Annotated in this window: 15 protein-coding genes; 10 read left to right on the forward strand and 5 right to left on the reverse strand. The window is 70.0% G+C overall.

Going from position 1 to position 19,846, the window contains the following annotated elements; genetic code table 11:
* The first annotated feature begins 3 nt into the window (after window positions 1–3).
* The 10 genes from gcvP (at window position 4) to RN743_RS07190 (ending at window position 14,390) form a co-directional block, all read left to right on the forward strand.
* Window positions 4–2,901: an aminomethyl-transferring glycine dehydrogenase gene (gene gcvP / locus RN743_RS07145; protein WP_310778119.1), complete on the forward strand. Its 2,898-nt coding sequence runs from the start codon at window positions 4–6 to the stop codon at window positions 2,899–2,901.
* Window positions 2,902–2,941: 40 nt separating this feature from the next.
* Window positions 2,942–3,634 carry a metal-dependent hydrolase gene (locus tag RN743_RS07150; protein ID WP_310778121.1) on the forward strand — a complete coding sequence of 231 codons (693 nt, stop codon included), beginning with the start codon at window positions 2,942–2,944 and terminating at the stop codon, window positions 3,632–3,634.
* Window positions 3,631–4,506: a hypothetical protein gene (locus RN743_RS07155; protein ID WP_310778123.1), complete on the forward strand. Its 876-nt coding sequence runs from the start codon at window positions 3,631–3,633 to the stop codon at window positions 4,504–4,506. Before RN743_RS07150 ends, RN743_RS07155 begins: the two co-directional genes overlap by 4 nt.
* 131 nt (window positions 4,507–4,637) lie before the next feature.
* Window positions 4,638–5,312: a MotA/TolQ/ExbB proton channel family protein gene (locus RN743_RS07160; protein WP_310778125.1), complete on the forward strand. Its 675-nt coding sequence runs from the start codon at window positions 4,638–4,640 to the stop codon at window positions 5,310–5,312.
* A gap of 210 nt (window positions 5,313–5,522) precedes the next feature.
* Window positions 5,523–7,907 (forward strand): transglycosylase SLT domain-containing protein, encoded by a 2,385-nt coding sequence (locus RN743_RS07165; protein ID WP_310778127.1) that lies wholly within the window; start codon window positions 5,523–5,525, stop codon window positions 7,905–7,907.
* A 145-nt stretch (window positions 7,908–8,052) separates the two neighbouring features.
* Window positions 8,053–8,259 (forward strand): cold-shock protein, encoded by a 207-nt coding sequence (locus RN743_RS07170; RefSeq protein ID WP_310778129.1) that lies wholly within the window; start codon window positions 8,053–8,055, stop codon window positions 8,257–8,259.
* A gap of 152 nt (window positions 8,260–8,411) precedes the next feature.
* Entirely contained in the window at window positions 8,412–11,204 is a 2,793-nt protein-coding gene (gene polA / locus RN743_RS07175; protein WP_310778131.1) for a DNA polymerase I, read from the forward strand.
* Window positions 11,201–12,463, forward strand: a complete 1,263-nt coding sequence (locus tag RN743_RS07180) for a serine hydrolase domain-containing protein (protein WP_310778132.1) — start codon at window positions 11,201–11,203, stop codon at window positions 12,461–12,463. The genes polA and RN743_RS07180 overlap by 4 nt, the downstream gene beginning before the upstream one ends.
* A 36-nt stretch (window positions 12,464–12,499) precedes the next feature.
* Window positions 12,500–13,591 (forward strand): NAD-dependent epimerase/dehydratase family protein, encoded by a 1,092-nt coding sequence (locus tag RN743_RS07185; RefSeq protein ID WP_310778134.1) that lies wholly within the window; start codon window positions 12,500–12,502, stop codon window positions 13,589–13,591.
* Window positions 13,592–13,655: 64 nt separating this feature from the next.
* The gene (locus RN743_RS07190) at window positions 13,656–14,390 is read left to right on the forward strand and encodes a spondin domain-containing protein (protein ID WP_310778136.1); all 735 of its coding nucleotides are present in this window, start codon (window positions 13,656–13,658) and stop codon (window positions 14,388–14,390) included.
* A 23-nt stretch (window positions 14,391–14,413) separates the two neighbouring features.
* Here RN743_RS07190 and RN743_RS07195 read toward each other — a convergent pair whose 3' ends face one another.
* From RN743_RS07195 to RN743_RS07215, 5 genes are read right to left on the reverse strand one after another with little or no spacing between them, the layout of a single operon-like run.
* Window positions 14,414–14,800, reverse strand: a complete 387-nt coding sequence (locus tag RN743_RS07195; RefSeq protein WP_310778138.1) for a hypothetical protein — start codon at window positions 14,798–14,800, stop codon at window positions 14,414–14,416.
* Window positions 14,797–15,672: a cytochrome b/b6 domain-containing protein gene (locus tag RN743_RS07200; RefSeq protein ID WP_310778140.1), complete on the reverse strand. Its 876-nt coding sequence runs from the start codon at window positions 15,670–15,672 to the stop codon at window positions 14,797–14,799. Before RN743_RS07200 ends, RN743_RS07195 begins: the two co-directional genes overlap by 4 nt.
* On the reverse strand, window positions 15,673–16,671 hold the full coding sequence (locus RN743_RS07205) for a xanthine dehydrogenase family protein subunit M (RefSeq protein ID WP_310778143.1): 999 nt from the start codon (window positions 16,669–16,671) through the stop codon (window positions 15,673–15,675).
* A gap of 13 nt (window positions 16,672–16,684) precedes the next feature.
* The gene (locus RN743_RS07210; RefSeq protein ID WP_310778146.1) at window positions 16,685–19,081 is read right to left on the reverse strand and encodes a xanthine dehydrogenase family protein molybdopterin-binding subunit; all 2,397 of its coding nucleotides are present in this window, start codon (window positions 19,079–19,081) and stop codon (window positions 16,685–16,687) included.
* 13 nt (window positions 19,082–19,094) lie between these two features.
* Window positions 19,095–19,727 (reverse strand): 2Fe-2S iron-sulfur cluster-binding protein, encoded by a 633-nt coding sequence (locus tag RN743_RS07215; RefSeq protein ID WP_310778149.1) that lies wholly within the window; start codon window positions 19,725–19,727, stop codon window positions 19,095–19,097.
* Window positions 19,728–19,846 lie beyond the last annotated feature (119 nt).

Genomic DNA, 19,846 nt, shown 5'->3' on the forward strand with positions numbered 1-19,846 from the left:
AACATGCGGCTGGAGATGGAGCCGTTCGGCGAGTTCGCTGAGCGCCACATAGGATTGGCGCCCTCGGACATCGAGGCGATGCTGGAGGCGGTCGGCGCGAGGAGCGTGAGCGACCTTGTCGATGAGACCGTGCCCGAGCCGATCCGCCTGGGGCGCGATCTCGACCTGCCCGAAGCCATCACCGAGAGAAGGCTCCTCGATCACGCGGCGGAACTCGCGCGTCTCAACCGCCCCTTCCGTTCCTATCTCGGTCTGGGGTATCACGGCACCCTGACACCCGGCGTCATCCTCCGGAACATCATGGAGAACCCCGGCTGGTATACGCAGTATACACCCTACCAGGCAGAGATCTCGCAGGGGCGGCTCGAGGCCCTGCTCAACTTCCAGACGATGGTCATCGACCTCACGGGGCTTCCGATCGCGAACGCGTCGCTCCTGGACGAGGGAACCGCCGCGGCGGAGGCGATGCTCATGCTCTGGGGCACCAAGGGGAGCGAGGACCGCAACGTCTTCCTGGTGTCGGAGGCCTGCCACCCCCAGACCGTCGCCGTCGTCCGGGGCCGCGCCCGGCCGCTCGGAATCCAGGTGCGGCTCTTCCAGCACGGCGACCTCGCGGCGCACGATCCGGACGATGCCTTCGGCGCGCTCCTGCAGTACCCAACCACGGAAGGCGCCGTTCTCGACTATCGCGGGCTCTGCGACGCCCTTCACGAGCACGGGGCCGGAGTGGTGGTGGCGGCGGATCTCCTCGCGCTCGCCCTGCTCGCACCACCGGGCGAGTTCGGCGCGGACATCGCCGTCGGCAACTCCCAGCGGTTCGGCGTACCCATGGGTTACGGCGGGCCGCACGCCGCCTACCTCGCGGCCACGGACGCGTTCCGGCGCAAGCTGCCGGGACGGATCATCGGAGTCTCGGTCGACGCGGATGGGAACCCGGCGCTCCGGATGGCCCTGCAGACGCGCGAGCAGCACATTCGGCGGGAGAAGGCGACGTCGAACATCTGCACCGCGCAGGTGCTGCTCGCGATCATGGCCGGGATGTACGCCGTGTATCACGGTCCGGAAGGCATCCGCGCCATCGCGACCCGCGTACGCAAGTTGACGTGGACCCTCGCCCGCGGACTCGAGCGGCTCGGGCACACGATCGTTCACGAGCAGTTCTTCGACACCCTGCAGGTCATCCCCTCGGGTTTCACCTCCGCCGACATTCTCGCGAGGGCGCGCGAACGCGGCATCAACCTGCGGGACTTCGAAGATGGGACCGTCGGGATCGCCCTCGACGAGACCGTGCGGGGCGAGGACCTGGAGGATCTGTTCGCCGTCTTCGGGGGCGAGGGCGGGCGGCAATTCGGCGCCGGAGACATCGCCGCGGACATCCCGGAGCCCGCATATCCCGCGGAACTCGCGCGAACGTCGGGCTACCTCGAGCACCCGGTCTTCAACCGGTATCGTTCCGAGACCGAGATGCTGCGCTACATCCATCGGCTCGAAACCCGCGACCTGTCGCTGAACACGAGCATGATCCCGCTCGGATCCTGCACGATGAAGCTCAACGCGACGTCGCAGATGATCCCCGTGACGTGGGCCGAGTTCGGGTCGCTGCACCCGTTCGCCCCCGTGGACCAGGCCGAGGGTTATGGGCGCCTGTTCGACGAACTGGAGCGGTGGCTGTGCGAGATCAGCGGACTGCCCGCCTGCTCGCTGCAGCCGAACTCGGGGGCCCAGGGCGAGTACACCGGCCTCCTCGTGATCGCGGCCCGGCACGAGGACCGGGGCGAGGGACACCGGGACGTGTGCCTCATCCCGTCTTCGGCGCACGGGACGAACCCCGCGAGCGCGGTCATGGCCGGGATGAAGGTCGTGGTCGTCCGCTGCGACGAGAACGGGAACATCGATGTCGAGGATCTGCGCGCCAAGGCGGAGAAGCACGCCGACCGGCTCGCGGCGACGATGATCACGTATCCCTCCACCCATGGCGTGTTCGAGTCGGCCATCCGGGAGGTGACGGACATCGTCCACGAACACGGCGGACTCGTGTACCTCGATGGCGCCAACCTCAACGCCCAGGTCGGCCTCTGCCGGCCGGGCGACTACGGCGCCGACGTCATCCACATCAACCTCCACAAGACGTTCGCCATCCCGCACGGAGGCGGCGGTCCCGGGATGGGTCCGATCTGCGTCACGGCCGAACTTGCGCCCTACCTGCCGGGACACCCGCTGATCGATGTCGGCGGCGACGCCGCGATCCCGCCGGTCTCCGCGGCGCCATGGGGGAGCGCCTCGATTCTCCTCATCTCGTGGGCCTACATCGCCATGCTCGGGCGCGACGGGGTGCGCGCGGCGACCGAGGCGGCCGTCCTCAACGCGAACTACATGGCCAGCCGTCTCAGCGAGCACTTCGACGTCCTCTACCGGGGCGATCGCGGGCGGGTCGCCCACGAGTTCATCCTCGACCTGCGTCCGCTCCGGCGGGGGACGGGCGTGACGGACGAGGACGTCGCGAAGCGCCTCATGGACTACGGGTTCCACGCGCCCACGATGTCGTTTCCGGTCGCGGGCACGATCATGATCGAGCCCACGGAGAGCGAGTCGAAGCGGGAACTGGACCGGCTCGTCCACGCCCTCGTCTCGATCCGCGAGGAGATTCGGCGGATCGCGGAGGGGGCGCTGGATGCGAAGGACAACCCGCTGAAAAATGCGCCCCACACCGCGCAGATGGTCACGGCCGACGCGTGGGACCACGCCTACACGCGGCGGGAAGCCGCGTGGCCCGCGCCTTCGACCCGGGAGTGGAAGTTCTGGCCGCCCGTGCGCCGCGTGAACAACGCGTACGGGGACCGGAACCTCATCTGCGCGTGTCCACCGATCGAGAGCTACGAAAGCGAGACCGCCGGCACATAGGAACCGAGGCCGCCGGCTCACAGGAACAGGAGGGAAGCGGATGGCGCGACTCGTCTTTCACGGCCAGAGCTGCTACGAGATCGAAACGGCGGATGGCACGCGGATCCTCATCGACCCGTTCCTGACCGGGAATCCCGTGGCGGTCGTCGGACCGGAGCACTTCACGGATCGCCTCGACTATCTCCTGCTCACGCACGGGCACGGCGACCACATCGCGGACGCCTGGGACATCCTCGCGGCGACGGACGCGCAGCTCATCGCCACGTACGAGATCGTGTCGTACGCCGGCGAGGTGCAGGGGCACGCGAACGCCCACCCGATGCACATCGGTGGCGCTCACGAGTTCCCGTTCGGGCGCGTGAAGCTCACGGCGGCCCTCCACGGCGGGAAGATCGACGCGCCGGGCGCGGAGGCGTACACGACAACGCCCGCCGGCATTCTCCTCAACGTGGACGGCACGCGCGTCTACCACGCCGGAGATACGGGGCTCACGCGCGACATGGAGCTTCTCAACGGGGAGGTGGACGTGGCGCTGGTGCCGATCGGCGACAACTTCACGATGGGCCCGGAGGACGCCGCGCGCGCGATCGAGATGATCGAACCCCGCATCGCCGTTCCGAACCACTACGGCACGTGGGAGTTGATCGATGTCGATCCGGCCCGCTTCGTGGACGCCGTGGGCGACACCGCCGAGGTCGTGATCCTCAAGCCCGGAGAGGCTCTGGAGTTGTGACCGCGCGGGGCGCGCGTGCCCGGCCCCGGGGATCGCCGTGCGTCGTACTCCCCTACGCCGTGGCGGACGGCGCGCGCAACATGGCCGTGGACGAGGCGATGCTCGAACTCGCCGCCGCCGGTTCGACGCTGCTCCGGTTTTATGGCTGGGAGCCCTGGTGCCTGTCGCTGGGGCGGCATCAGCGGGCTCCGGACCGGCTGCTCGGGCGCTCTCCCGACGACCTCCGCCCCGGTGTGGACGCCGTCCGGCGGCCGACGGGGGGCCGATCCGTCTTTCACGGACCCGAGATCACGTACGCCTTCGCCTGTCCCGCGCGGGCCTGGGGCGGGCCCCGGGCCGTCCTGCACGCCGTGCACCGCGCCCTGGCCGAAGGGCTGCGCGCCCTGGGCGTCCCGCTCGACGAGGTTGGGAGCGACGGTGCGGAGGCGAGTTTCGCGGAGGCGGCCCGCATCTCGGCCGCGAGCTGCTTTCGCGATCCCGCCCCGGGAGAACTCACCGCGCGCGGCCGCAAGCTCGTGGGCAGCGCCCAGTGCCGCCGCCACGGGGGCCTGCTTCAGCACGGGTCCATCCTCCTCGAAGACCGGCAGCGCCTCGGCGACCTCGACGGACGCGAGTTCGGGCCCGATGAGCGCCCCGGGGCCGGGGTCTCCGGCAAGGGGCCCGCAATCGGCCTGAACGAGCTGCTCGACCCCGTGCCCGGCCGTCACCTCATCGTAGAGTGCCTCGCGGACACCGTGGCCCGCGCGTTCGATACGCCCGCCGTGGACGAGGCGAACGCTTCGGCCGGGATCGCGACCTCCCCGGTTCTGATCCGCCTTGCGGCCCGCCACGAGCGCGTCCACCGGTCCGGCGCCTGGCTCTGGCGCCGCTAACGGTCCCGCTCCGACGCTTGACGGTCCCGCAGACCGCTTCTAGCTTGGTTCCGCTCGTACTCGGGCGCATCCGCGCCGGACGTGGCGAGTCAGCCGATCGATGAACCTTACCGCTTACCGGGAGGACCACCTTGATAGCGTCCACACTCTGGTTGCAGGAGACACTGACGCTGGGTGAGGGTCAGTCGCTCAATCTGGTGGAGATCTGGGATGCCGGGGGTTGGATGATGTGGCCGCTGGGGGCGGCGCTCGCCATTGGGATTCTCATCATCCTCTGGAAGCTCGTCGACCTGCAGTTGAAGGGCGGCAAGAACAAGACCGTTCTCCGGGAAGCCGACGAACAGATCGCCGCCGGCAACCTCGATGAAGCGCTCGAAGTCTGCACCGAGTCCGGCGCTCCGGCGGGGAACGTCCTCAGCGCGGGGCTCTCGCGCTACAACGAAGGGACCGACCGCGCGACGCAGGCGGTGGAGAACGCCGGCGCGATCGAAGTCGCGGGGCTCGAGAAGGGCCTCGTGTGGCTGGCGACGCTGTCGAACGTCGCTCCGCTCCTCGGCTTCCTCGGGACCGTGATCGGGATGATCATGGCTTTCCAGGCCATCGAGATCGCGGGCGAGGTGGAAGCCACGCTGGTCGCCGGCGGGATCAAGGTCGCGCTCATCACCACCGCCACGGGTCTCACGATCGCGATTCCGATCAACATCTTCCACAACTACTTCGTGACGAAGATCGACCGCCTCGTCATCGACATGGAAGAGAGTGCCCAGCGCCTCATCGACGCGCTGCACGCGCGCGCGGTCGGCTAGAAGAAGGGAAGCCGGTCGCCGGGGCGTCCCCGGCGCGCACAAGGGATTCCGAACAAGCGGCCCGCCATCCCGGCGGGCCGTTTTTCGTTCGGAGGCCCGGGCCCTCGGCTTGCATCGAGGGCACCGGAGCATCGAAGTTCGGTGTCGGGCCACGGGCTGCCACGGCCCGAAGTGAATGGGGTGGGGACGACGTGGGAAGGAGGCCTTCCTGTGCATGTTCAGCGGCGAATCCGGCGCCTCGTGCGCATCCACGGGCTGCGCGCTCCCTGGCTGGGGTCGCTACTGACGCTGGCCTTGACGTCCGCGCTCGCCGCGCAGGCCGGGAGCGCGGCGCGCGCCCCCGGCCCCGGACAGGTCGCGGCGATGTCGGCAGACGCCGATGTGCTGGAACGGGCGCGGCGCCTTCTCGAAGCCCGGATGCCGGTCTCGGCATCGGCTCTCCTGGCGCCCGCGCTGGCCGCGGGCGAGGTGGAGGGTGACGAGGCCGTGTTGCTGGCGGCGCGGGCCTTCGCGGATCAGCGGGCATGGGCCTCCGTGCTGGACCTCCTCTCGGAGCGCGAAAGCTGGCCACCGTCCGCGCCGTCGCAGGCGACGGTCCTCCTGGCGCGGGCGTACGCGGGGCTCGACAGCCTGACCCGTTCCGCGGCGCACTACCGCGCGTATCTGAGCGGGATCGACGGGACCCCGCCGCTTCGCGCGCGCGTCGAGTTCGCCCGCGTGTCCTACCGGCGCTACCAGTGGTACGAAGCGCGGGACCAGCTCGCGCTCGCCGAGGGCGAACACCCGGAACTCGCTTCGTGGTTGCGGCTCTCGCGCCTCTACGCCCTGGCGGAGGCCGAGGACCGGGACGCCTTCGCCCTCGCCGACTCGATCGTGCGCGAGGCCCGCGTTCCGGCGGATTCCGCGCGCCTCCCCGCAGCCCGCCTGGCCTTCAAGCTCGAGGATCCGGAACGTGGGGCCGCGCTCGCGAGCCGCGCCGGCCAAGGCGTCCGGAACGTCCTCGCCGCCCGGCACCTCGGACCGCACTACCTGGCGGTCGGGGATTCCGCCTCGGCCGCGTCGGCCTTCGCGGATGCGATCAGGAGAGGCCTCCAGACGCCGGAGACGGGACCCGCGCTCCTCGCGCTCACCAGGTCCTGGCGGACGCTGCGCGATGTCGGGCGCTCCGACACCCGCGCAGGACGTCACTCCCGCGGCGCCGGCTATCTGGCGGAGGCGCTGGAGCTCGCACCGGCGGCCGAACGCCCGGGCATCGCCGAATCCCTCGCGTCGGCGTACATGGCGCTGGGCGCTCCCGCGCGGGCGGCCGAGGCGCTGGCCCCGTGGACCGGGGACCCCGCTTCCGTCGCCGCGCCCCGGGCGTCGCTGTGGATGCTCGCCGCCAGCATCTACCGTGCGCTCGGTCGCCACGGCGACGCCGACGAGGCTCGCGAGACGGCCGCCCGCGGCTCCGGGGATGTCGCCGCCCGCGCCGCCTACCTCATCGCGGACCTCGAGCACGATGCCGGCCGCCCCGACATCGCCGCGGAGGGCTTCGAGCGCTCCTACCGCGCGTTCCCGGACGCGAGCTACGGGACGCGGTCGCTGGAACGGCTCGCGCTGCTCGCGTACCACGAGGGCCGTTACGAGGAGGCGCGGATGCTCCTGGCCGAATACCGTGAGCGCTACCCGGAGGGCGAGTGGGTCCAGGGAGCGATCTACTGGGGTGGCAAGGTCGCGGAGGCGCTGGGCGACACCCAGGGCGCGAGCGCGTTCTACGCCCGCGCCCTCAGGTACAGCCCGCTCGACTACTACGCGATCCTCGCGGAGCCCCGCACCGGCACGGATCGCCTGGCCGCGGTCGGAATCGGGGACGGCGAGCCGCTGCCCGACCTCGATCCCATCCACGCCACGGCGCTCCGGCGCATGAACGTGCTGCGAGAGGTGGGATGGCCCGAGCGCGCGCGCCGGGAATACCGCCGCGCCAGCGAGCGCGGCCCGGGGACCTACGGCGCCATCCTTGCCTTCGCCCACGCCCTGAACGACGCGGAATGGACGCGGGAGGGAATCCGCGAGGGCTGGCGCGCGCAGTCGATTCGCGGCCGCTGGACCCGCCCGCTCCTCGAAGCGATCTATCCGCTGCCCTTCCGCGAGGCCCTCGTCGCCGCGGCCGAGCGGAACGGACTCCCGCCGCACTTCGTCGCCGGACTCTCGCGTCGCGAGTCGATGTTCGACCCGGAGATCCGTTCCGTCGCCAATGCCATCGGTCTCATGCAGCTCCTGCCCGAGACGGCCCGCAACGTCTCCTCCCGCGCCGGACTCGCAGGCTATCGGCGTCACCAGCTCACGGTCCCGCAGGTCAACCTGATGCTAGGGACCCGGTACCTGTCGGAAGTCCTCGGCCGCTTCGACGGCTTCGATATCGCGGGGATGATCTCCTACAACGCCGGCCCCCACCGATACACGCGCTGGCGCGACTTTCCCGAGTTCGCGGACGACGAAAAACTGGTCGAGCGGATCCCCTACCGGGAGACGCGCGAGTACGTCCGGGCGGTCACGGAACTGGCCGAAATCTACCGTTTCCTGTACCCGGACCTGGGCGTCCCGAACCCCTGAACCGGTCGTTCCGGACGGCGTGTTGACGGGTCGAAATGGCCCCCGTAGCATAGCAACGTCTCGTGTCCGGCGGCGCGAAAAACGACGCACAACCAGCTGCGCGGAGCGCCCGCAACACCCATCACCGAGGTACGCAGGAGGCAGGATGCCATCAGGTACGGTCAAGTGGTTCAACGACTCCAAGGGGTACGGTTTCATCGAGCAGCCCGACGGCGGCGATGACGTCTTCGTGCACTACTCGTCCATCGACATGGACGGGTACAAGACGCTCGTCGAAGGGATGGCGGTGGACTTCGAGTTCACGCAGGGCGACAAGGGCCTGCACGCGACCCGCGTCGTGCGCACCGCCTGACCGGAGGCCGTAGCCGGAGCTTCACGCGCCCCGCCCCTCGCGGCGGGGCGTTTTTTTGTCGCCGGGCTTTGCCGCGGACGGCCCCAGGGACATACTGGATGCCATGTTGACCCTCCCCGCCGGCCCGTGAACGCCGTGTGGCAGCGCCACGCGTGGTGAAACCCCCGCAGTCCGCCGGTCCGTCGCTGTTCCTGCTCGACGGCTACGCGCTCATCTACCGCGCGTTCTTCGCCATGATCAACCGCCCGCTCACCACCTCGAGCGGCGAAAACACGTCCGCCCCCTACGGCATCGCCCGCTTCCTCATGCGGCTGATCGCCGATCACGCCCCCGACTATCTCGGCGTCGCGTTCGATGCCGGCGACAGCTTCCGCACCGACATCTACCCGGAGTACAAGGCCACGCGGGAGAAGATGCCCGACGAACTCCGGGCATCCCTCCCCCGCTGCCGGGAGATCTTCGCCGCCTTTCGGGTGCCCGTCATCGAGGCGGACGGGTGGGAGGCGGACGACGTGATCGGGACCCTCGCGCAGCAAGCCGCGGGCCAGGGTCTGCGCACCGTCATCGTCTCCGGAGACAAGGACTTCCACCAGCTCGTGGACGAACGCACCGCGTTGCTCAATCCGGGCCGCGGCGGACCCGCCGGAGTCGACCAGGTGTGGGTGACGCCCGCCAACGCCGAGGAACGGTTCGGCGTGCCCCCGGAGCGCGTGACCGATTTCCTCGCGCTGCTAGGCGACTCGTCCGACAACGTCCCCGGCGTCCCCGGCATCGGAAAGAAGATCGCGCCCGCCCTCATCCGGGAGTTCGGCGATCTGGAGTCCATCCTGGCGCGGGTGGAGGAAATCACGGCGGCTCGGGCTCGAAACGCGCTTCTCAAGCACGCCGAGGACGCTCGGCGCTCCCGGCGGTTGGTGACGATCCGCACCGACGCGCCCGTGAGCCTCGATCTGGAGGGCCTCCGGTCGCGACCGCTCGACGCCGGGAAAGCCGCGTCCGTATTCCGCGACCTGGAGTTCCACAACCTGCTGAGGGAGCTGGAGGCTCCGGCGACCGAGGCCGAGCGCTTCGCCGCGGAGGTGGTCGTGGTGGCCGACGCCGATCGGCTGGCCGCCGTGCTGGCCGAGTGCTCCCGAGCTGCGCGCATCGGACTCTTCGTCGCGGGCAGCTCCGAAGATCCGCTCGCCGCGGACCTCGTCGGCCTCGCGCTCGCCGCCTCCGAGGAGCGCGCCTTCTACCTGCCCCTTGGGCACCGGGCCCCGGAAGTCCAGCACGACGCGGCGGGGAACCCCACGCTCGCCTTCGATGCGGGAGAGCCCGTGGGCCTGCCGGAGCTGATGTCGTCCGACATGCGAGGCCTGCGCGACCTGCTGGCCTCGGACACGCCGAAACTCGGGCACGATCTCAAGTACGCCGCCCAACTCCTGCGCCGGCACGAGGTCGAGTTGGGGGGCCTCGACGACGACGGTGCGTTCGACACGCAGATCTCCTCCTACTGTCTGGATCCGGCCCGTCGCGACCGCGCCCTCGCCACCCTCGCACCCGACCGGCTCGGCGTCGGCCTCGAGACGGGCGACGCCATCACGGGCACCGGACGGAACCGTCTTCCGCTGGCATCGATCGAGCCCGAGCGGGTCGCCGAGTGGGCCGGGCCGCGCGCCGCCCTCCTGCACCGGCTCGCGAAGGTCGACGAGGCCGACCTCGTCCGCACGGGCATGGGCCGCCTCTTCCGCGAGGTGGAGATGCCGCTCGTCACGGTGCTCGCGAGCATGGAGCGGGCCGGCATTGCGATCGACCTCGACTTCTTCGACGATTTGCAGGGGCGTCTGCGCGGCGATCTCGACGCCGTGCGCTCGGAGATCCACAAGATCGCCGGGACCGAGGTCAACCTCCGTTCCGTCCCGCAGATGCGGGAGCTGCTCTTCGACCGGCTCGCGCTGCCCGTCCTCAAGAAGACGAAGACCGGCCCCTCAACGGACGAGTCCGTGCTCGAGCAACTGGCGACCATGGGCCACGAACTCCCCCGCCTCATCCTCGAACACCGGGAGCTCGACAAGCTGGACGGCACGTACGTGAGCGTGCTCCCGCGGCTCATTGACGACCGGGGACGCATCCACACGCGCTTCAACCAGACCATCGCCGCGACCGGCCGACTCTCCTCCTCGGATCCGAACCTCCAGAACATTCCGATCCGGCGGGCGCTGGGACGCGAGATCCGGAAGGGGTTCGTCGCCGCACCGGGCCACCTGTTCACGGGAGCGGACTACTCGCAGATCGAACTCCGCGTCATGGCCCATCTCTCCGGGGACGAGGCGTTCGTGGAAGCGTTCCGCGCGGAGCGCGACATCCACCGCGAGACCGCGGCCCGGATCTTCGGGGTCGAGCCGGATGACGTCACGCCGACCATGCGCGAGCAGGCGAAGACGATCAACTTCGCGACCATCTACGGCCAGGGCCCGTTCGCGCTCGCGCAGCAGCTCGGCATCTCGCGGGGGCAGGCGAGCGAGTTCATCGCCGGATACTTCGAGAGGTTCGCGGGCGTCGCGGCGTACCTCGAGGAGATGAAGGAGTTGGCGCGGGAGCGGAACTACGTCGAGACGCTGTTCGGGCGCCGCCGCTACATCCCCGAGATCCGGTCGAGGAACCCCGGGATCCGCGGCTACGGCGAGCGGACCGCGACGAACTCCCCGATCCAGGGATCGGCGGCGGACCTCATCAAGGTGTCGATGATCCGGCTGCACGAACGTCTCGCGGGGACCGGGTCCCGCATGCTGCTCCAGGTGCACGACGAGTTGCTCATCGAGGCCCCGGAGTCCGATGTTGAATCGATCGGCCGGGTCGTGCGCGAGGAGATGGAGGGGGCCATCGAGCTGACCGTCCCCCTGCGCGTCGATCTCGGGATCGGCCGCAGCTGGTACGACTGCAAATTCGGGAAGGGACCGTGAACGCAGCCCGGACCGTCCTCATCGCCTGGACATTGTGTGTGCTCACGTGTGCGCTCGCGTGCGCGCCGCCGCCCACGCCCGACAGTTCCGTGCCGGAAGGGGCTGCGGACGGCTCCCCCCAGGCGATCGTGGAGTCCTCGCTGCTGCCCACCTTCACGGTTCGGGGCGAGCCGGTCGTGCGGTCCTCGCTCGCCGACCGCATGGCCGAACTGGGTGTGCCCGGCGTGAGCGTCGCCGTCCTGGTCGACGGCGAGATCGCCTGGGCTCGCGGCTACGGGCTCGCCGACGTCGAATCGGGCCGCCCCGTGACGCCGAACACGCTCTTCCAGGCGGCCTCCATCTCCAAGCCCGTGGCCGCGCTCGCCGCGCTGCGGCTTGTCGAATCGGGCCGCGTTGACCTCGATGGCGACGTCAACGCCCACCTCACGAGCTGGCAGGTGCCCGACAACGAGTTCACGGAGCAGGCGCCCGTCACCCTGCGGGGGCTCCTCACGCACCGGGCCGGCCTCACCGTGTGGGGCTTCCCGGGCTACGGGCCGGCCGAGGAGGCGCCGGACGGGCCGGGCGTCCTCGACGGGCGCGGCAACACGGACCCCGTGCGCGTCTACAAGGCGCCGGGGGAGAGCTGGCGCTACTCCGGGGGCGGCTACACCGTGATGCAGCAACTCGTGGCGGACGTCCGCGGCGCACCGTTCGCCGAGGTCATGCGCGAGGAGGTGCTCGACCCGATCGGCATGACGCGCTCGACGTACGAGCAGCCGATTCCCCCCGAGCGCCAGGACGACATCGCGACGGGCTACCGGCCGAACGGCGACCGGGTTCCCGGCGGGTGGCATACTTATCCGGAACAGGCGGCCGCCGGACTGTGGACGACGCCGAGCGAACTCGCGCTCTACGCCCGGGAGATGCAGCGTGCCTGGAAGGGCGAGTCGACCCGCGTGCTGGGAGAAGCGCTCGCGCGAGAGATGCTGACGCCCGACGCCGACGACTGGGGACTGGGCCCGGCGATCTCGGAGGATGGCGAACGCTTTCGGCACGGCGGCTCGAACCAGGGCTTCCGCTGCACGTTCGCGGCGTACATCGACGGCGACGACGGCGTCTTCGTGATGACGAACTCCGACTCGGGGAGCGAGCTCGCGGCGGAGATCGCGATCACGGTGGCGGACGCATACGGCTGGTCCGGACCCCGCGCCGCAGAGAGGGCGCCGGGCGAGGAAGGCACAGGAGCAGGCACAGAAGCAGGCACAGAAAGGGAGTAGATCACGATGGCGTGGAACCAGACCCGACGAGAGTTCATGAAGACATCCGCCCGGGCCGGCGGGGCGCTCGGCGTACTCGGCGCCTTCGGGTCGGCCGCCTGCGCGGGGAGCGAGGGCGGCCCGCTCCGCATCCTCATCCTCGGCGGCACCCGCTTCATCGGTCCGCACCAGGTCAAGTACGCGCTCGACCGGGGCCACGAGGTGTCGATCTTCACGCGCGGGCAGACCGAGCCGCCCTTCTACCAGGACTACTTCGCGCGCGTGGAGCACCTGATCGGCGACCGGACGAGCGATCTGTCGGCCCTCGAGGGCCGGGAGTGGGATGCGGTGATCGACAACTCCGCCTCCTACCCGAGCTGGGTCGCATCGACGACCGAGCTCCTGCGCGACCAGGTCGACCGCTACCTCTTCGTCTCCTCCATCTCCGCCTACGCGGACTTCGCCCAGGTCGGGATCGACGAGGACTATCACGTCGGCCAGTTGTCGCCCGACGAGGCCGAGGACGACGGAGGCTACGGGCCCAGGAAGGCGCGCTGCGAGCAGTACGCGCGCGACGCCTTCGGCGAGAACGCGATCAATGTGCGCCCGGGGCTCATCGTCGGGCCCGGCGATAACACGGACCGCTGGACGTATTGGCCGGTCCGCGTCGACCGCGGAGGGGAGGTGCTCGCCCCCAACACCCCCGCCGACCCGGTGCAGAACGTTGACGCGCGCGACCTCTCCGAGTGGATCGTGCGCCTCGTCGAGGGCCCCGGGAACGGAGGCACGTACAACGCCACGGGCGAGGTGCAGCAGTTCGGCGCCATGCTGGAGGAGATCCGCGCCGCGCTCGGCTCCAACGCCACGTTCACCTGGGTGTCGACCGAGTTCATGCAGGAGCACGAGGTGGCGCCCTGGGGCCACATGACGAACTGGACGCCGCCCGAAGGGGAAACGGTCGGCATGAACCAGGTTTCCGTCGCTGCCGCCGTGCAGGCCGGGCTCACCTTCCGCCCGCTCGCCGACACCGCCCGCGACACGGTCGAGTGGTGGAACTCGCTCCCCGAGGATCGCCGCGCCGAACCCCGGGCCGGCCTCCCCGCCGAGATGGAAGCCGAGGTCCTCGCCGCCTGGCACGCCGGCGCCTGAGTCGCCGCCGGCTTCTCGCCGGGAAACCGGAACCTTCGGCGGACTCGATCGGATAAAAGCCACCATGATTCCCACGGTTGCGGAGTGTCGACAGGCGTGGCTTCGGCCAGTGGTGGGCGCGGTCGCTCTCGCCGCGATGGCGGGGTGCGGGGGTGCCGGGACCGATCCCGGACCGGGCCCGGAGCCTCAACCGCCACCACCGCCGCCCCCGGTCGCGGCGACCACGGCGACGTACCGCGTGGTCTTCGATGCGACGTGGAGCGCGTCGACGCACCCGACGAACTTTCCGGGCGGGGCCCACTTCTCACCGCTCATCGGCGCCGTGCACAAGGCCGGTGTGACCTTCTGGGCCCGGGACGGCATAGCCACGCCGGGGATCGAGAGCATGGCCGAAACGGGCGGCACCTCCACGCTCACCGCGGAGATCCAGGCCGAAATCCCGGGAGACGCGCTGGCGGTCGTCAACGGCTCCGGGATCCGCAGCCCCGGGAGCACGACGATTCAGGCGATCGCGCTGCGGGAGGAGTTTCCGCTCGTCACCCTCGTCACGATGATCGCCCCGAGCCCGGACTGGTTCGTGGGCGTGTCGGGACTCTCGCTACGGGACGACGAGGGAAACTGGATCGAGGAACTCGAGGTCGTCCTCTATCCCTACGACGCGGGGACGGACAGCGGCCCGGTGTACACTTCCGCCAACGACGACACCCAGCCGAAGGAACCGATCCGCAGTCTGCGGGGCGAGAGCCCCTTCTCGGACGAGCCCATCGGCACCTTCACCTTCACGCGCACGGACGGCTAACGCCGTCGCCCCTCACGAGAGACTCAGACGACGTCGTCGAGGAGGAAGAGGTCGGTGAGGAGTGCCCTCAGGTGGGACGAGGCGTTGAGGTTGTCGATCAACTGCGAACTGATCGTCTCCTGGGTGAGGACGATCCGGACCGCCGCCCCGGCCCGCGCGGCATCGGCCGAAGTCACGTCGATCATCTCGCCGTAGGCGCCCGCCGGTTCCAGCCCCTCCGCCGCCACCAGGCCGCCGAGGTCGTCCGCCAGCGCCCGGAGCGCGGCATCCGCCCGGCTCAGGTACTCCCGCAACTGGCCGCCGACCTTCGAGGCTTCCTCACGCTCGGCGCCGAGCGCGGCGTAGGAGAGGAAGAACTCGTACGCCTTTTCGAGCACCTCGATGTGAGCCTTCAGCTCCTCGCGGCTCAAGCGGGCACGACCCCGTCGGCGTCCGCGGACGACGCGCTCCCCCCCGCCATCTCGGCCCCGGCCGGCTCCGTCCCCAGCTTCCAGAGGTCGGGATCATAGTGCTCGAGGTACTCCTCGCGCGTGATCCAGCCCTTGATCATGGAGCGGGTCATCCAGCGCTTCTCGGGCCGGATGGCGAAGTAGACGTGGGCGATGACCATCGTGACGAGCCCGACGCCGCACAGCCCGTGCAGGACGAACACGAGCCCCCACGTGGAGTCGGAGAGGAAATACGGATTGCTCGCCCAGAACCAGGTGTCGACCCCGAACATCATGAGGATTCCCGTGACGATGACCCCGAGCGAGACGAGCGTCACGGCGTTGTGGTAGGCCCGCTGGTCGAGCGGGTATTTTCCGGACCGCTCCTCCTTGGCCGGCTGGCGGCGCAGGAACTTCCCGGCCGCCTGGAACGCCTGTCCGATCTCCTTCGCCCCGGTCCACACGGACCAGAAATCCTGCTTCGTCGAGGCGTGGATGATGTGCCAGATGATGAGGAGCGTCAGGACGATCCCCGCGATCCAGTGAATCGTGACCCAGGCGAACTGGACGCCGATCACGGGGAAGAACGCCGTGACCAGCAGCGTGAGCATCGTCGCCGCCATGAGCCAGTGGAAGGTCCGGGACGCCTGTGAGTGGCGCTCGACCCGCTCGGGCACGTCGGGCGCCGCCTCCGGCGCGGTCTTCGGAGCCTTGGGCGCCATGATCCAGACGTACAGATGGTGCCCGACCACGAACAGGAAACCGGCGATGGCGGCGGCCCAGAGCAGATCCCAGGCGACGCCGACGAGTACCTCCTGGCCCCAGGGATTCGGCGCCGTTCTGAGGATCTCCATTTAGGCCATGTCTCCTCGCACCGCGCGCCGGACGAGATTCCGCGCGAGCGGCACCTTGTAGTCGTTGTGGCGCAGCGGCTTGAAGCCGCGCGTAGCGAGTTCGCCGGCCGCCATGCCGGTGTCGTCGTTCGCCGGCATGCCCTGGATGAGGTCCTCGACGTCGGTCAGCCGCACCGGCGTCGGGGCCACGCCGTTGAGCGCGATCCGGGCGCGCTCGATCGTGCCGTTCGACTCGACGATCGCGGCGGCCACGCTGGCCAGCGCCCAGTCCCACGACTTCCGGTCGCGGACCTTCTCCCAGTAGAAGCGCGCGTCCGCCCAGTCGCCGGGGATGCGCACGTGCGTCAGGAGATCTCCCGGTTCCAGCACGGTCATACGCTCGATGTCGATCTCCGGGCCGACGAAGAAGTCCTCGGCCTCGTAGACGCGCTCGCCGCCTTGGCTCCGCACCATCATCTGCGCGCCGAGCGCGACCAGCGCCCCGGCCGTGTCGGCCCCGTTCACCGCCACGCAGCGGCTCTGTCCGGTCACGGCGTGCTCGCGGTTCATGGAGCGGGGCGTCCCCGCGTAGCAGATGTTTCCGCCCGCGCGGTAGCACGGCCACCCGCCACGGTAGTACCAGCAGCGCGTGTCCTGGATGAGGTTGCCGCCCAGCGTCCCCTGGTTGCGGATCTGCGGCGTCGCCACCTCGACGGCGGCGTCGGCGAGGAGTCCGAAGCGGGACCGCACGTCCTCGCTCGCCGCCACGTCGCGCAGCGAAGTCATGGCGCCGATCTCAAGCCCGTCCCCGCTCGCGCGGATTCCGGTCAGCTCGCTCACGGAGCCCAGCTCGACGACGACGTCGGGCCGCTTGATGCGGTCCTTGAACCAGTCCATCGAGTCGAGGCCGCCGGCCAGAACCCAGGTGTTGTCGTGGCGCTCGAGCACGTCCAGCGCCTCGTCCACGCTCGTCGGCTGGAAGAGCTCGAACGCGGGCATCATGTCGCGAATCACGGCCATCGTCCTATCTCCCCTAGCTGTGGATCTCGGTGAGTGCGTGCGGCTGCGCCCGGCCCTCGAGCTCGGCCAGGATCACGTCCGTCGTCAGCGGGATCCGGCACAGGCAGCGCCCGCCGAGCGCGTCCGCGATCGCGGAGGTGACCGCCGCGGATCCGGCTCCGACCGGGGGCTCCCCGATTCCCTTGGCGCCGATCGGCGTCTGCGGGTCCGGCTCGCCCGCCGCCGCCCAGTCCATGCTGAGCGGCACGTCGAGGATGCCGGGAGGTCTCGCGGTATAGAGTCGGTGGGCGAACGGCACGCCCCACTTCGGGTCGTACACCCACTTCTGGCTGCGCGCCTGGCCGAAGCCCTGCACGCTGCCGCCGTGGATCTGCGCCGCGAGGCTGCGCGGGTGCACGACGACCCCGCAGTCGGCGGAGCCCGTGTAGTCGACGAGTACCACGTCGCCGGTCTCGGTATCGAGTTCGACGACCGCGAAGCCCACGACCCACGACCACGTCGAGCCCTCGTGCGAGAAGTTGTCCCGCGCGACGCCCATCAGGCCCTGGCCCGCCAGCTGAGTGGCGGACCCCCGGGTGTAGTCGTTGATGTCCTCCGGCAACTCCTGGCCGGAGTACTCGCCGCCCATGGCGATGGCGCGCTCCGCGGCCTGCGCGAAGCTCATCGAGCCTCCCGGTCCGGTCACGCGGGCGCCCTCGACCCGGTAGCCGCTCGCCGCGCCGCCCAGCGCGGCGGCCGCGACCTCCTGCAGCTTCCGCTTCATGTCGAGTGCGGCGGCGTAGTTGGCGCGCGTGTGCGCGTGGATCGTCTGGCTCCCCGCCTGCACCGAGCTGTACGGGTGGTGCTGCGAGCTGTCGCCCCAGATGACCGCGCAGTCGTCCCACTCGAGGCCGAGTTCATCCGCCGCGGCCCGGGCCGTGTCCGCCATCGAGTGCGTACCGAGGTTCCCGATCCCCTGGTGGATGTAGAGCTTCCCGTCCGGGCGGATGAGGAGGAGCCCGTCGAACCCCGACGAACCGCCGACGTACGGGCTCAGCCCGACCCCGACCCCCGTGACCTTCGTCCCGTTCCGCTGTCCGCTGAGCGCCTGCTTGCCAGCCCAGTCGAACTGTTCCGCGCCCACGTCGATCGCCTCGCGCACGAAGGCGCTCGTCGTCGTGGCCCGCCCCGGCCCGAACTCCGAGTCGTGCGTGGGGGCGTTGATCTTCCGGATATCCACCCGGTCGATCCCAAGTTCGCGCGCCGCCTTGTCGACGAGCGGCTCCAGCATGGCGACGATCTGCGCGCCGCCCGGCGCCCGCTGCGCCGCCCGCGGCGGCGTGTTCGTGTAGAGCGTGAGGCCGCGGAAGCGCATCGCGTCGGGCTGGTACATGAGGTCCGTCACCGCGCCCGCGGTGTTGTAGTCGCCCGACCGTCCGTACGGCCCGTGGTCCTGGATGATGTAGAGGTCGATCCCCGTGATCTTCCCGTCGCTGCGGAAGCCCATCTTCGTCCAGGCCTGGAAGCCGGGACGCGCACGCCCGATGTAGTTCTCCTCGTAACGGTTGATCCGCATCATCACCGGTCGCTGGATCTTCCTCGCGAGGAGCGCGGTGACCTGGTAGATCGTGGCGCCGGCGATCTTGGAGCCGAAGCCGCCGCCGCAGTACTGGCCCACGAATACGACGTCCTCCGGCTCGAGGCCCAGCTGCCCCGCCAGCGCCTGGTGGGTGCGCTGGGTGCTCTGCGTGGATCCGTACAGGTAGCAGCGCCCGTCCTCCCAGTACGCCATGGAGCTGCGCGGCTCCATCGGGTGGTGGGTGAGCGACTGGTGCACGATGGTGTCCTCGAGCACGTAGTCCGCGTCGGCGAACGCCGCGTCGAGGTCTCCGTGCGACCACTCGTCCGTCGGATCGCCCATCGGCAGCCGATTCTCGGCCTCCGCCGCGTCGAACTCCGCCTGCGGCCACTTCAGGGACACCCATTCCGGCCCGTCCTCGCCGAAGCGTCTGACGTTGCCTTCAACCCGGGCGTCCGGTCCGCCTGGCCGCAGGCTGTCGAGCGGGTCGATCGCGAACGGGAGCGGCTCGAGGTCGATGTCGATCAGCTCGATGGCGTCCGCCGCCGTCGTCTCGTCGACCGCCGCCAGCGCCAGGATGGGCTCGCCCACGTACTTCGGCTCATCCGTGAGCGCGGCCTCGCCCGGTGCGTCGGGCTGGTTGACCTCGCTCGCCCGCAGGATCCCGAGCACGCCGGGCATGGCGAGCGCGCGGCTCGCGTCCAGGCTGCGCACGCGGGCGTGCGGCATGGGGCTGAGGAGGAGCTTCGCGAAGACCATGCCTTCGGCCCTGAAGTCCTCCGCGTACCTGGCTCGTCCCGTGACTTTCGCGCGCAGATCCGGCGGCGAAATGTCCTGTCCGATTAGCGCCATGATCGTCCTCCCCTCACACCATGCGCCGCGCGTACTCGGCGGCACGCATGGCGGAGTTCAGGATTTTGTTGTAGTCCCCGCAGCGGCAGAGGTTGCCGGAGAGGGCCTCGGCCGCCTCCTCGCGCGTGGGCTCCGGATTCTCGTTCGTGAGCGCGACCATGCTCATGATGAAGCCGGGCGCGCAGAAGGCGCACTGGAAGCCGCCCTCGTCGATCACCGCCTGCTGCACCGGGTGCAGCGTGCCGTCCGCGCTCTCGAGCCCCTCGATCGACGTCACCGACCGGTCGCGCACCGCGTTCGTCAGCATCGAGCACGCGTAGTGCGAGACCCCGTCGATGAGCACCGTGCAGGCGCCGCACTCCGCGCGGTCGCACCCGAGCTTCGTGCCTGTGAGCCCCAGCTTGTAGCGGAGCGTCATGGCCAGCGTCTCCTGCGGCATGACATCGACCGAACGCGACACCCCGTTCACGTTCAGCGAGATCATGCGGGGCATCGACGCCCGCACGGCCGCGCTGGCCGACAGGCTCCGGGCCCGGAAGAGGTGGCTGGAGGAGGAGACCACCGCGCCGGTCGCGATGACCCCCTTGATGAACGTCCTGCGGGAATGACCGGTTGGGGTCTCGGTCGTGATCTCGGCGTCACTCATGTGCGAACCTCAAGCGGGAGACCTTCTTGCGCGTTTGCGTCGCGCTCACCGCGTTCCCGCGGGAGACGCAACGATCCACGGTGAATCCTTACATCGCCCGCCCCGGGAAACAAGACTGC

The sequence above is a fragment of the Candidatus Palauibacter scopulicola genome (assembly GCF_947581915.1).
GTDB classification, from domain to species: domain Bacteria; phylum Gemmatimonadota; class Gemmatimonadetes; order Palauibacterales; family Palauibacteraceae; genus Palauibacter; species Palauibacter scopulicola.